Annotated in this window: 12 protein-coding genes; 5 read left to right on the forward strand and 7 right to left on the reverse strand. The window is 63.3% G+C overall.

The window, feature by feature from the left end; genetic code table 11:
• The first annotated feature begins 117 nt into the window (after window positions 1–117).
• Together JOH52_RS01095 and JOH52_RS01100 are read left to right on the forward strand one after the other, a co-directional pair.
• Window positions 118–1,680 (forward strand): helicase HerA-like C-terminal domain-containing protein, encoded by a 1,563-nt coding sequence (locus JOH52_RS01095; protein ID WP_010968956.1) that lies wholly within the window; start codon window positions 118–120, stop codon window positions 1,678–1,680.
• 8 nt (window positions 1,681–1,688) lie between these two features.
• Window positions 1,689–1,901 (forward strand): alkylphosphonate utilization protein, encoded by a 213-nt coding sequence (locus JOH52_RS01100; RefSeq protein WP_010968955.1) that lies wholly within the window; start codon window positions 1,689–1,691, stop codon window positions 1,899–1,901.
• A 96-nt stretch (window positions 1,902–1,997) separates the two neighbouring features.
• On the opposite strand, the gene JOH52_RS01105 is transcribed toward JOH52_RS01100, so the two are convergent.
• Complete coding sequence (locus tag JOH52_RS01105; RefSeq protein WP_010968954.1) at window positions 1,998–2,420, reverse strand: organic hydroperoxide resistance protein; 423 nt, start codon at window positions 2,418–2,420, stop codon at window positions 1,998–2,000.
• Between the two features lie 108 nt (window positions 2,421–2,528).
• On the opposite strand from JOH52_RS01105, the gene JOH52_RS01110 reads away from it, so the two are divergent.
• Window positions 2,529–3,005: a MarR family winged helix-turn-helix transcriptional regulator gene (locus JOH52_RS01110; RefSeq protein WP_010968953.1), complete on the forward strand. Its 477-nt coding sequence runs from the start codon at window positions 2,529–2,531 to the stop codon at window positions 3,003–3,005.
• Window positions 3,006–3,050: 45 nt separating this feature from the next.
• Here the strand turns inward: JOH52_RS01110 and JOH52_RS01115 are convergent, their stop codons facing one another.
• Both JOH52_RS01115 and JOH52_RS01120 read right to left on the reverse strand, forming a co-directional pair.
• Entirely contained in the window at window positions 3,051–3,830 is a 780-nt protein-coding gene (locus tag JOH52_RS01115) for a L,D-transpeptidase family protein (RefSeq protein ID WP_014529109.1), read from the reverse strand.
• Window positions 3,831–4,015: 185 nt separating this feature from the next.
• Entirely contained in the window at window positions 4,016–6,334 is a 2,319-nt protein-coding gene (locus JOH52_RS01120) for an EAL domain-containing protein (RefSeq protein WP_014529108.1), read from the reverse strand.
• 265 nt (window positions 6,335–6,599) lie between these two features.
• On the opposite strand from JOH52_RS01120, the gene JOH52_RS01125 reads away from it, so the two are divergent.
• On the forward strand, window positions 6,600–7,259 hold the full coding sequence (locus JOH52_RS01125) for a glutathione S-transferase family protein (protein ID WP_013844125.1): 660 nt from the start codon (window positions 6,600–6,602) through the stop codon (window positions 7,257–7,259).
• A 28-nt stretch (window positions 7,260–7,287) separates the two neighbouring features.
• Here the strand turns inward: JOH52_RS01125 and JOH52_RS01130 are convergent, their stop codons facing one another.
• The 3 genes from JOH52_RS01130 to JOH52_RS01140 all read right to left on the reverse strand — a co-directional run bounded on the left by JOH52_RS01130 (window position 7,288) and on the right by JOH52_RS01140 (window position 10,305).
• Window positions 7,288–8,196, reverse strand: a complete 909-nt coding sequence (locus tag JOH52_RS01130) for a LysR substrate-binding domain-containing protein (protein WP_010968949.1) — start codon at window positions 8,194–8,196, stop codon at window positions 7,288–7,290.
• A 387-nt stretch (window positions 8,197–8,583) separates the two neighbouring features.
• Window positions 8,584–9,204, reverse strand: a complete 621-nt coding sequence (locus tag JOH52_RS01135) for a glutathione S-transferase family protein (RefSeq protein WP_003536681.1) — start codon at window positions 9,202–9,204, stop codon at window positions 8,584–8,586.
• A gap of 90 nt (window positions 9,205–9,294) precedes the next feature.
• A complete protein-coding gene (locus tag JOH52_RS01140) occupies window positions 9,295–10,305 on the reverse strand; it encodes an asparaginase (RefSeq protein ID WP_014529107.1) in 1,011 nt (336 codons plus the stop codon).
• A gap of 71 nt (window positions 10,306–10,376) precedes the next feature.
• Here JOH52_RS01140 and JOH52_RS01145 point away from each other — a divergent pair, with 71 nt between their 5' ends.
• A complete protein-coding gene (locus JOH52_RS01145; RefSeq protein WP_010968947.1) occupies window positions 10,377–11,114 on the forward strand; it encodes a DUF3750 domain-containing protein in 738 nt (245 codons plus the stop codon).
• Between the two features lie 269 nt (window positions 11,115–11,383).
• Here JOH52_RS01145 and JOH52_RS01150 read toward each other — a convergent pair whose 3' ends face one another.
• A complete protein-coding gene (locus tag JOH52_RS01150; RefSeq protein WP_013844124.1) occupies window positions 11,384–12,385 on the reverse strand; it encodes an NAD(P)H-quinone oxidoreductase in 1,002 nt (333 codons plus the stop codon).
• Between the last annotated feature and the right edge of the window lie 62 nt (window positions 12,386–12,447).

Genomic DNA, 12,447 nt, shown 5'->3' on the forward strand with positions numbered 1-12,447 from the left:
GGAACAAACGCACCGCCTATAACAGATCCACGCTATGTTTCGATGACCGACTTTGTGCGACATGCGGGAAATACCCGCTTTCATTGATAAAATTGACAAGACGGAGATGAAGCCCCCATGCTGCAGGAAGGCAAGATCTATATCGGAACCAGCCGCAAGCCGGACGATTCGATCAACAAAGGCGAATATCTGGAGCTGAAGTTCGGCAATCGCCACGGGCTGATCACCGGCGCCACGGGGACCGGCAAGACCGTCACGCTGCAGATCCTGGCCGAGGGTTTCTCCAACGCGGGGGTTCCGGTCTTCTGTGCGGACGTCAAGGGCGACCTCTCCGGTATCGGCGCGATGGGCGAGCCCAAGGACTTCCTGCTGAAGCGCGCCGAACAGATCGGCCTCGACCCATACGATTTCCAGGAATTCCCGGTGATCTTCTGGGATCTCTATGGCGAGAAGGGCCACAGGGTCCGCACCACCATCTCCGAAATGGGCCCGCTGCTTCTGTCGCGGCTGATGAATGCGACGGACGCGCAGGAAGGCGTGTTGAACATCGCTTTCAAGATCGCCGACGAGGGCGGCCTGCCGCTGCTCGACCTCAAGGACCTGCAGGCGCTGCTCAATTACATGGGCGAGAATGCGAGCGAGCTTTCCAATCAGTTCGGCTTCATTTCCAAGGCCTCCGTCGGCTCGATCCAGCGCGAACTCCTGATCCTGGAACAGCAGGGTGCGGAGCATTTCTTCGGCGAGCCGGCGCTGAAGATCACCGACATCATGCGGACCACCAATGACGGGCGCGGCGCGATTTCGGTGCTTGCCGCCGACAAGCTGATGATGAACCCGCGTCTCTACGCGACCTTCCTGCTGTGGCTCTTGTCCGAGCTGTTCGAAGAGCTGCCCGAAGTCGGCGATCCCGACAAGCCGAAGCTGGTGTTCTTCTTCGACGAGGCACATCTGCTCTTCAACGATGCGCCGAAGGTTCTCGTCGAGCGTGTCGAACAGGTCGTCCGCCTGATCCGCTCTAAGGGCGTCGGCGTCTATTTCGTCACGCAGAACCCGCTGGACGTACCGGAGGCGGTCCTCGCACAGCTCGGCAACCGCATCCAGCACGCGCTGCGCGCCTATTCCCCGCGCGAACAAAAGGCCGTCAAGACGGCTGCCGACACATTCCGCCCGAACCCCGACTTCAATTGTGCCGACGTGATCACCAACCTTGGCACCGGCGAGGCTCTGGTCTCGACGCTCGAGGGCAAGGGATCGCCGTCGATCGTCGAGAGAACCCTGGTCCGGCCGCCTGCGTCGCGCCTGGGCCCGCTCACAGATGCGGAGCGGCAGAAGGTGGTGGACGTGAGCCCGGTGCGCGGTCTCTATGACGAGGACTTCGAGCGCGACTCAGCCTACGAGATGCTCGCCAAACGTGCGGCCAAGGCAGCGGAACAGGCGGAGGCTGCCCGGCAGGCTGAAGAAAAACCGGCCGAGGATACTTCCGGCGGCAGCCGCTGGACCCTGCCCGGCTTCGGCGACGACACGGCCGAAGCGCCCTCCGGCAAGCAGGCCCGGCCGCGATCCTCCGGCTACAAACGGGAGACCATCATGGAAGCTGCGATGAAGTCGGTGGCACGAACGGTTGCGACCCAGGTGGGACGAGCCCTTGTGCGCGGCATTCTCGGCAGCCTGAAGCGGTAGGGTCGGCCATGGACGTCAAGGATTCGAACGGCGCCGTTCTCAAGGACGGCGACAATGTCATCCTGATCAAGGATCTGAAGGTAAAGGGAACGTCCGCCACGCTGAAGCGCGGCACGTTGGTCAAGGGCATCCGCCTGACGGACGATCCGGACGAGGTCGAATGCCGGGTCGAAAAAATCAAGGGCCTGGTGCTGCGTACCGAGTTTCTGAAGAAGGCGTGATGCGTCCCGGTCGATCCCCGACACTTGCTTGCGGCGGAACTGCCGGGGCAAGCCGAAGCCCGGAGTGACGGGCTTCGGTAATCTGCAACGGTCCGATCAGGCCACCGTCAGCTTAACGTCGACATTGCCCCTGGTCGCATGGCTATAGGGGCAAACGATATGCGCCTTCTGGACGAGGTCTTCCAGCACGGCCTTTTCGACGCCGGGTGACGAGATTTCCAGCGCCGCGTCGATAAAGAAGCCTGTGCCGTCGTCGCGGGGTCCGATGCCGACCGTGCCCGTCACCGTCGTGTCTTCCGCAAGCTTTACCTTCTCCTTGCCGGCGACGAATTTCAGTGCACCGAGGAAGCAGGCGGAATAACCGGCGGCAAAGAGTTGCTCGGGATTGGTGCCGCGCGCGCCGTCGCCTCCGAGTTCCTTCGGAACGGTCAGCGTCACGTCGAGAACGCCGTCCTTGCTCTTGGCCTGGCCGGCGCGGCCGCCGGTCGCGGACGCGGTAGTGCGATAGAGGATGGGCATGACAGTCTCCTTCCTTGTGGTTGCCGGATTTATATATCGCAAGATTAAATAGCGCGCAAATTAATTTTGCAAATTGCTTTGCCGGCGTGAATTTGCGACAATGACATCATGACGAGGAAAGCGGCAAAATTCGACGCGGATTCCGATGAGGCGCTGGCGCTCGGACGCCAGCTCTGTTTCGCCGTCTACTCGGCGGCGCATGCCTTCAATCGCGCCTACAAGCCGTTGCTCGACCGCTTCGGGCTGACCTATCCGCAATATCTCGTGCTGCTCACTCTCTGGCAGCAGGACCGCATGACGGTGAAACGAATCGGCGAAGAGCTGGGCCTCGATTCAGGCACCCTTTCGCCTCTGCTCAAGCGGCTGGAAGCAGCCGGCTATGTCCGCCGTGTACGCGATGCGGCGGACGAGCGGCAGGTGATCGTCAGCCTGACGGATGGCGGCCGGGAGCTGAAGGCCGAAGCCTTCGGTATTCTGCGCGACATCGGCAGTGCATCAGGCTGCAGCCTGGAGGAGGTCGGCGAGTTGCGCGACGCGCTGCACCGGCTGACGCAGCGGCTTGCCGGTAGTCGACACGAAAGCTGACAAGAGCACCTGCAGGAACAGTGCATAACGGTTTTCCGTCCGGCGTCAGATGACGAGGATCGGCGCCTTGTTGCGCACGCGATCGTAAAGATCGATCACGTCCTGATTGACCATGCGGACGCAACCGGAAGAAACGGCCTTGCCGATCGATTGCCATTCGGGCGTCCCGTGGACGCGATACAGCGTGTCCTGGCCGTTCTGGAAGATGTAGAGCGCGCGCGAGCCGAGCGGATTGTCGAGCCCCGGCGGCATGCCGCCATTATCAGCGGAATATTTCGCCAGCACCGGCTGCCGGGCGATCATTTCGTTCGGCGGCGTCCACTTCGGCCATTTCTGCTTCCACTGGATCAGGCCGCGGCCCGACCAGGCGAAGCCTTCGCGGCCTAACCCGACGCCATAGCGCATCGCGCGCCCGCCCGGCTGCACGAGGTAGAGATAGCGGTCGGCCGTATCGACGACGATCGTGCCAGGGGCCTCACCGAAGGGATCGCCGACTTCCTGGCGATAGAAGCGCGGATCGATCTGTCTGAAGGGCACCTCCGGGATCAGAAAGCCGCCATCCTCCCGCGCCGCGTAGATCTCCGCGTAATAGGCATCCTGCGGCGGCAAGCCGATCGGCCCCTCGCCCACCGGTCCCTCGAAGATCCCGCCCGGGGGGCCGGTCCAGCGGCTTTCGAGCGCGGGATTGCGGTAGACCGGCATCGTTTGCTCGCGGAAGCGGTCCGTATTCATCGAAGAGGTGCAACCCGCAAGTCCGGCGGAGGCGATTGCCAAACCGGATGTGCGGAGGAACTGACGTCGGGACAAAGCTGGCAGTGATGACATCTAACTCTAACGCGTTGTGCTGCACGGAAAGAGTCCACGTGCTCCATTCCGAGGGCCGGATCAAGGTGCTTCGAAAGTGAATCGTTGCGAAGCCGTCTCGAATGGTTATCGGCAAGTCGGAACGGGACGCAAGCGGAAACCGCTCCCCTGTGGCACCAGATTGCATTTACGGCCGCTCGCGAACATCACCGCCGCTCAGAGGAAAGCAGCACTTCGAAATCCTCGCCCGGCAAGGGCTGGCTGAAGAAGTAGCCCTGGATCTCGTCGCAGCCGCTCTTTTGCAGAAACTCGACCTGGGCCTCCGTCTCGACACCCTCGGCAATGACGCGCAGACCGAGCTTCTGCGCAAGCGAGATGATCGCGGAAGTAATCGCCATGTCGTCGGCATCGTGCGGAATGTCCGTCACGAAGGACCGATCGATCTTCAACCGGCGCACCGGGAAGCGCTTGAGCGCGCTGAGGCTCGAATAGCCTGTCCCGAAATCGTCGATGGCAAGGTGCACGCCGATCGCCTCCAGCGCATGCATTGTGGCGATCGCTCCCGGCACGTCCTGCATGATCAGACTTTCGGTGAGCTCGAGTTCGAGGTAACGGGCCTCGAGGCAGGTTTCCTCCAAAACCGCCGCCACACGCGCTGCCCAGTTGCGCTCGCGGAATTGCCGCGCGGAAACATTGACGCTGACGATCAGCGGCGGCAGGCCGGCGTCCTGCCAGGCCTTCAACTGGCGGCAGGCGGTGCGCAGGACCCAATCTCCGATCGGCACGATCAGACCGGTTTCCTCGGCGAGCGGGATGAATGCCGCAGGCGAGATGATGCCGCGCACCGGGTGCTGCCAGCGCAACAGCGCCTCCGCAGCGAAGATGCGGCCGGTCTCGAGGCTCATCTGCGGCTGGAAATGCAGCAGGAACTCCTCCCGCGCAAGCGCCTCGCGAAGCTCCTCTTGCGACTGGAGTTTTTCATGGGCTCTGGCGGCCATCTCCTCGGTGAAGACCTGGATGTTGTTGCGGCCGAGCTCCTTGGCGCGGTACATGGCCATGTCGGCATTGGCGAGCAGTTCGCCCGCCGTCTTGCCCTGGTTGGGGAAGCAGGCCACGCCCATGCTGCAGCTCACCTGCAGAGAGCGGCCCTGCAACTGCACCGGCATGGCGATTGCAGTGCGGATATCCTCCAGCCGCGATAGCACGACGTCCCGCTCCTTCGGCAGGCCGTTCAGGAGGATGATGAACTCGTCGCCGCCGACGCGCACGACGGAATCGGATCTCCGGACGGCGGCCCGCATGCGCCCGGCTACGATCTTCAGGAGCTCGTCACCGGTGGCGTGCCCAAGGCTGTCATTGATCAGTTTGAAATCGTCGAGGTCGAGAAAGGCGAGCACGGCCCATTGATCCCGCTCGCGGATCTCCTCGAGCATGCCGGCGACCTGCTCCTCGAAAAGCACGCGGTTCGGCAGCCCCGTCAAGGCATCGTGATGGGCCATGAAACCGATGCGGTCCTCCGCCCGCTTGCGCTCGATTGCTATTCCGGCGAGATGAGCGGCCATGGCAATCAGTTCCTGCTGCTGCTCGCTCGGCGTTCCGACCTCCTGCGCATAGAGCGCGAATGTCCCGAGCACCTTTCGCTCGCGCGACAGGATGGGCGTGGACCAGCAGGAACGGAGGCCGGAAGGCCTCAGGAGAGGCGCGTATTCCTCCCAGAGCGGGTCGGCGAAGACGTCGGAAACGATCACCTGTTCGCCGCACCAGGCGGCCGTTCCGCAGGAGCCGGCCGCAGGGCCGATCTCGAGGCCATGGATGGCAGCGCAAAAGCCCGCGTCGAGGCTGGGGGCAGCGCCGTGCAGGAGATGCCGGCCATCCTCCGAAAGGAGCAGGATGGAGCCCTTGATCCCGGGCAGCAGCGCTTCGATCAGCAGCACCAGCTCGTGGAAGAACTCGCCAAGGGGCTTGCCGTTGGCGATCATTTCCAGCAGCCGGGCCTGACCTTCGAGCAGGCGCTCCGCGGCCTTGCGATCGCTGATATCGCGCGAGATGCCGACGATACCGATGATCCTCCCGCTCTTGCTGCGCAAGGGCACTTTCGAGGTCATCAGCCAGCGATCGCGGTCCTTGGTCACGATGGCGCGTTCCTCGATGCCGAAGATCGGTTCGCCGGTTTCCAAAACGCGTCGCTCGGTATCGGCGACGGCCTGGGCGAACTCGTGCGGGTGCAGATCGAAATCGGTCTTGCCGACGAGGTCGCGCAGGCTTTCGAGGCCGTTGTCGGCAACCGTCACCTCGTTGGCGATCAGGAAGCGCCCCGCCGTATCCTTCGCATAGATATAATCGGGAACGTGGTTGATCATCGCTTCGAGCCAGTAGTGGCGGTCGGCCATGTCGGGCTCGGGCGGAAAGAGACGCGCGACCTCCTCGGCAAGGCGGCTGCCGGCATCGATCAGCCGACGCGTCTCCGCATTGTCGTCCGCGTTCAGGTCGGCATATCGGATGCTGCGGGACGTTTTTCTTGCCAAGCGAAACCTCCGAAGGAGCGGCGCTCGCGCAGGTTTAGCGAAAAGAGGTTATGCTTCCCTAAACTCCACAGCGAAAAATCGTCTAAAGGTTGCGCAGAACCACTTCGCATCAAAAGAATTCATGCGACCTATCATTGCCGACGGCTTCTGCCGAGGACGGCGATGGCCTACTGCATAACCATGCAGGAGTTACAGCGACCTTTGCGCGGCCTATCGGGCGCGCAGCGCTGTAAGGAGCTGAACGTACAATCGGAGGACGGCAGGAATGCTGACGATCTATGGAGTTTACCGTTCGCGCGCGTCGCGCAACTACTGGATGGCGGGGGAACTCGGCCTGCCCTTCCGGTCGGTGCCGGTTGTCCAGGCGCGCCGGGTCGCCGATCCGCTGGCCGCGGATGCCCCCCTCAATACGAAGTCGCCGGGCTTCCTCGCCATAAACCCGATGGGCCTCATACCCGCGATCGAGGATGACGGGTTGGTGCTGACCGAGTCGCTCGCCAACAATCTTTATCTCGCCCGCAAACATGGCGGACCGCTGGCACCGGCCGATATCCGGGAGGAAGGGCAGATCGGCAACTGGACGATGTGGGCGGCGACTGAGGTCGAGCCGCATGCGGTGAAGATCGTACTCGCCCATGACAACGGGATCGAGGAGACGCCGGAAGGGCGGGCGGAGATCGCGGCCTGCGCCCGCTCGCTCGAGAAAGCCTTTGCCGTACTCGAAACGCACCTCGCCGAACGCGACTACGTGGTGGGTGACCGCTTTACCGTCGCGGACCTCAATCTCGCGGAGGTTTTCCGCTACACGATGAGCCAGACGGACCTCTTCGAAAGGCACCCTCAGGTCAAGGCCTGGCTGGCGCGCTGCCAATCCCGCCCCGCCTTCAAGGCAATGATGGAGGAACGGCTGAAGGAGCCGGAATAAGGCACATGGCCGGAGAGCAAAGGTCTCCTCATCCCGCCATAGCCGCGAGCTGCCGCATTCCTTCCTCGACCTCCTCGCGTACCCAGCGCTTGAAGGCGGCTGCGCCCTTGCTTTCGCGGCGTGAGACGGAGGTGACGAAGTAGTGCCCGAAGCCGGTCTTGGCGCGAATGCCGAAAGGCGCCACCAGAGACCCCCTCAGCAGCGCGTAGCCGGCAAGCGTCTGCCAGGCAAGCATCACCCCCTGGCCGGCAATCGCCGCATCGAGCGCCAGGGAAGCGTCGTTGAAGGTGTGGCGCACCGTCATAGCCGCACCGGAGAGGCCGGCGGTCTTCAGCCATAGCTCCCAGGAAAACATCGCATGAGCATCGATCACCGCCGGCAGTTTCAAAATGTCCGCGGGCTCACGAAGTCCGGCGGCCAGTGCCGGCGAGCAGACCGGGAAGACCTCCTGCTCGAGCAGCAGTTCCGATCGCACGCCGGGCCAGCGTCCAGCCCCGACGCGGATGCCGAGATCGACATCGGAGGTCTCCAGATCGGCGAGCGTCGTGGTCGCGTCGATCCTCAGCCGGATATCCGGATGATGCTCGGCGAAGCGGTCCAGCCGGTAGACGAGCCAGCGCGCCGCAAAGACCGGCGCGACCGACACCGTCAATACCGATTCGTCACGGCGGCGTGCCTGCGCGACTGCCTCGGCGAGTTCCCTGAAGGCGCTCGACAATCGCGTCAGTAGCGCGCGCCCGCTATCCGAAACCACAAGCCCCCGCGGCGAGCGCTCGAAGAGCGTACGACCGAGTTGCGCCTCGGTCTTGGCGATCTGCTGGCTGACGGCGCCGGCGGTGACGCCGAGCTCCTCCGCCGCAGCGGCGAGCGAGCCGAGGCGACCGACCGCTTCGGCCGCGCGCAATCCGTTCAGGTGAACCGAATTCAGATCTTTCATATAGTTTTTCTAAACTGCTGCCGTCGCAATCTCAATTGCAAACTTCGGCAAAGAGGCGGATGCTCCTACAACAGGTTGAAGGGTTGAGCGGCCGGCGAGACCGACTGCGCTACCCCAATCCGAGCTGAACGGTGACGTCATGCTGAAGGTTTTCTCAATACTGAAGCGCCCCGGGGCCTCGTCCGAGACTGTTCGAGGACTCGCTTCCGACTGGATGCGCGACCCTCTCCAGCATCCGGATCTCTCCCGTATGAATGAACGCGAACTCGCGGATCTGCCGTTCCCCGGATGGCCATGGCCCCGCTCTGCGACGGAGAATCTCTGCGTCCAAAGGTAACCAACGCCCGCTTGAACGCTTCGGCTCCGCCGATCTCGTGCCGATTGCCGCTACGACTGCACTTCAGCCAGAACCTTGGCGACGGCCGGACGCTCGGCCATCCTGTTGCGATGGTCGAGGATTCGCGGAAACCGGGCCGGATCGACACCGTCCGACTCGAGCCAGCCGGCGATGGTGAAGAGGTAGGGATCGGCGACCGAGTAGGCGTCGCCCCTGACAAAGGGGCCGACGAACATCGTGCGCTCGATCAGCGCGAAGCAGTCGGCCATATTCTGCGGCACCTTGGCCTTCATCGCCTCCTGCGCTGCCGGGTCGTCTGCCCACCGCGCGGCTCGACGGGCATGGGCATGGGCGACGTGGACTGTCGAGCAGAGATAGCTCAGGAACGACTGCAGCCGAGCGAACTCGAAAGGATCGTCAAGCGGCGCAAGCCGCGCCTTCGGGAAGCTCTGGGCGATATAGGCGAGAATGGCCGGCGTCTCGGTCAGGATACCACGGTCGGTCACGAGGGCGGGCACCCGCCCCTTGGGGTTGATGGTGAGGTAGTCCGGCTTGGTCTGCTCGGCTTTGGAAAAATCGACCCGATGCACTTCATAGCCGGCACCGGCTTCCTCTAACGCGATGTGCGAGGCAAGCGAGCAGGTTCCGGGCGTATAAAACAGTTTCAGCATCGTTCTTCCTCCCAAAATGCGCGGCCGACGGCGGCGCCGAAGCACAGAAGATCGAATCGCCGCGATTGACAAGCCCTGAGCGGTATCGCGTCAGGCGGCAAAGGCTTCCGTCACCACCCGCACGTCCCCGACGTGAATTCCGTTCCAGTTGCGCATCGCATGATTGGCCTGAGCCATCAATGCCTCATGGATTTCGGCATCGTCCGAGAAGAAGCGCGCAAGCGTCGCGGCGACCATCGCCTCGGCGGCCCGGGTCGTGCCGTCCTCGCATTTCAGCGCTATGCCGATGCCCTTTTCCGGTATCGCAGCACAGAATACGCCCTCGGCGCCGGTCTTCGTAAAAATGCGGCCGGGAGCGGTCTTCATCAGCCGTGTGCAGGCGCGCTTGGTGCCCGCGACGAAGAAGGGTTCGGCCATGCAGGCTTCGATCAGACGCTTCGAGGCACGCGCCCGCTCCGCACCGAGACCGACTCCGCTCGCCATCCTGGCGAAGCCGTGAGCAAGTCCCCTCATCGAGAGTGCGTAGGTCGGGATCGAGCAGCCGTCGACGCCGCAATTGTCGCGATCAAGAACTGCTCCCGTCAGCTCCGCCATGACGCCGCGGATTTCCTGCTGGATCGGGTGGTCATAGCCGATATAGCCTTTGACCTCGGTACCGGAATGGCAGCAGGCGCAGACGAAGCCCGCATGCTTGCCGGAGCAGTTGTTGTGGAGCGCGCTCGGCGCTTCGAGTGAGCGGGCCTGTGCGATCAGGGTCTTCTGGTCGGAGGACCAATGGGCGCCGCACTCAAGCGCCTGAACGTCCCGCCCCGCAGCGGACAGCATCTTGGCGGCGAGCGCCACATGTTCCGGCTCTCCCGAATGCGACGAGCAGGCCAGCGCCAATTCCCGGTCGCCGAAGCCGTTGGCGTCGGCGGCACCGCTTTCGATCAGCGGCAGGGCCTGCATTGCCTTGCAGGCGGAGCGAGGAAAGATGTGGGCATCCGTTTCGCCAAGGGAAAACAGCGTCTTTCCGTCGCCATCGACGGCGACGATCATGCCCCGATGGCGGCTTTCGACCAGATTTCCGCGCGTTACTTCGACCAGAACCGGATTCGACATCGGCTGCCCTCAATTTTCCAAGATTCGGATATGCATCTATCAGGAATCCCACGGCAGAAAAGTCACCGTAGATGAAATTCCTCCGCAAGCTCTTTCTCGTTTTCGCCGTCGTCTACCTGCTTCCGGCGCTCGCCTCGGCGGGGCTGTGGTACCTCAAGGAGCGGCCGCAGAGCTGGCACGACGCGGATTGGTCGTCGTCAGGAATTCTGGCGGATGCGGCTGCGAGCCCGCAGGCGGCGATATACGTCTTCTCGGCGACCACCGGAGGCATGAAGGGCGCGGTGGCAAGCCACGCCTGGATCGTCACCAAAGACGAAGGAGCGTCGACCTATAACCGTTATGAAAAGGTCGGCTGGGGCAAGCCGATCCGCAGGAACGCTTATCCGGCCGACGGACGCTGGTATTCGAACGAGCCGCGCATCGTCGTGGCAGTCAGGGGCGAGGAAGCCAAGCGCCTGATCCCGAAGATCGAGAAGGCGATCGAGGCTTATCCCTATTCTTCGCCGGGCGCCTATCGTCTCTGGCCCGGGCCAAACTCCAACACCTTCGTCGCCCATGTCTTGCGATCGGTGTCGGAGCTCGACGCCGTGCTGCCGCCGGATGCAGTCGGGCGCGACTATCTGCCGGAGGGGAAACTGTTCCATGTCGATGCCGACGGCCGCGACCTGCACGCAACGCTTTACGGCCTCGCCGGCGTCTCGGCCGGGTGGCGCAGTGGGCTGGAATTGCATTTCATGGGATTGGTGGCGGGCTTCGACGTCGCGCGGCCCGGCGTCAAGATACCGGCACTCGGCCGCTTCGGGATCTGAGATGAGCGGCGCTCGGTCTAATGGAAAAGGGCCGCCCTTCGGCGGCCCTTCCATGAGCTTTGGCCTCACAATGGCCGGGTGCTGAGACCCAAAGGAAGGCGGCTATCAGGCCGAGGGCTGCCTCGACTCCTTCACCTCTCCCATGTCCATTGCGAGGTCCGAAATCTCATTAGACATTGGATCACCTTCCTTTCTGTTCGTTGACGTTGATCTCAACGTACGCGATCTTTGCGCCAATACAAGGCCGACCATCGTCTTATTGTTTTTTGCTACCCGATCCGCATCACGATCTTGCCGATATGATCGCCCTCCTCCATCAGCCGATGGGCGCCGGCAATCTCGGCGAAGGGCAGGACCGCCTGGATGACCGGTGCAACGTCGCCCCCCTCCAGCAGCGGCCAGACCTTTTCCGCAAGCCCGTCGCGGATCGCCTGCTTCTCGGCGGCGGTGCGCGGGCGGAGCAGCGAGCCCATTACCTGCAGGCGCTTCATGAGAATTGGCGCAATGTTGGCGCCGTCCACCCGGGCGCCGCCAAGGAAAGCGATGATCGACAGGCGCCCGTCCTTGGCGAGGCTGCCAATGTTGCGATCGAAGTAGCGCCCGCCCACCATGTCGAGAATGACGTCGACCCCGCGGCCGCCGGTCTCTTGCAGCACGACAGCCTTGAAATCCTCCTCGCGATAATTGATCGCACGTTTCGCCCCGAGTGCTTCGCAGGCCTCGCACTTCGCAGCGTTGCCGGCGGTCGCGAAGACCTCCGCACCGAAGGCCCTCGCAAGCTGGATCGCGGTCGTACCGATACCGCTCGATCCTCCATGGACGAGGAATGTTTCGCCGGACTTCAGGCGGGCCATGTCGAAGACGTTGGCCCAGACGGTGAAGAAGGTCTCCGGCAGGGCTGCCGCCTTCGCGGCATCGTAGCCCTTGGGCCAGCGAAGGGCCTGCGTGGCGGGAACCGCGCAATATTCCGCGTAAGCGCCGCCATTGGCAAGAGCGCAGACCTTGTCGCCGGTCGAGAAGCCGGTCGCTCCCTCGCCGAGAGCAACCACTTCGCCCGCAGCTTCGAGCCCGAGGATGGGGCTCGCCCCAGCGGGCAGCGGGTAGTCTCCCTTGCGCTGCAGGACGTCCGGCCGATTGATGCCGAAAGCTTCGACGCGGATCAGAATGTCGCCGGGCCGGACCTCAGGCAGCGGCCCTCGCGCCAGCACCATATTCTCCGGCCCTCCGGGGCCAGGCAGATCGACGTAGGTCATTTCTGTCGGAAGGGTCATGACGGCATCCTCGCAAAACGGTTCCGCCTATACCTATAGCCCTCCTGCCGCTCGGGAAAGGT

The organism is Sinorhizobium meliloti, from assembly GCF_017876815.1.
Lineage (GTDB): Bacteria > Pseudomonadota > Alphaproteobacteria > Rhizobiales > Rhizobiaceae > Sinorhizobium > Sinorhizobium meliloti.

Bases quoted from the DNA above. Each gene is read 5' to 3' on its own strand.
- JOH52_RS01105 (WP_010968954.1), bottom strand. From the start codon at position 2,420: ATGCCCATCCTCTATCGCACTACCGCGTCCGCGACCGGCGGCCGCGCC.
- JOH52_RS01150 (WP_013844124.1), bottom strand. From the start codon at position 12,385: ATGACCCTTCCGACAGAAATGACCTACGTCGATCTGCCTGGCCCCGGA.
- JOH52_RS01125 (WP_013844125.1), top strand. From the start codon at position 6,600: ATGCTGACGATCTATGGAGTTTACCGTTCGCGCGCGTCGCGCAACTAC.
- JOH52_RS01130 (WP_010968949.1), bottom strand. From the start codon at position 8,196: ATGAAAGATCTGAATTCGGTTCACCTGAACGGATTGCGCGCGGCCGAA.
- JOH52_RS01115 (WP_014529109.1), bottom strand. From the start codon at position 3,830: ATGTCATCACTGCCAGCTTTGTCCCGACGTCAGTTCCTCCGCACATCC.
- JOH52_RS01135 (WP_003536681.1), bottom strand. From the start codon at position 9,204: ATGCTGAAACTGTTTTATACGCCCGGAACCTGCTCGCTTGCCTCGCAC.
- JOH52_RS01110 (WP_010968953.1), top strand. From the start codon at position 2,529: ATGACGAGGAAAGCGGCAAAATTCGACGCGGATTCCGATGAGGCGCTG.
- JOH52_RS01145 (WP_010968947.1), top strand. From the start codon at position 10,377: ATGAAATTCCTCCGCAAGCTCTTTCTCGTTTTCGCCGTCGTCTACCTG.
- JOH52_RS01140 (WP_014529107.1), bottom strand. From the start codon at position 10,305: ATGTCGAATCCGGTTCTGGTCGAAGTAACGCGCGGAAATCTGGTCGAA.
- JOH52_RS01095 (WP_010968956.1), top strand. From the start codon at position 118: ATGCTGCAGGAAGGCAAGATCTATATCGGAACCAGCCGCAAGCCGGAC.
- JOH52_RS01100 (WP_010968955.1), top strand. From the start codon at position 1,689: ATGGACGTCAAGGATTCGAACGGCGCCGTTCTCAAGGACGGCGACAAT.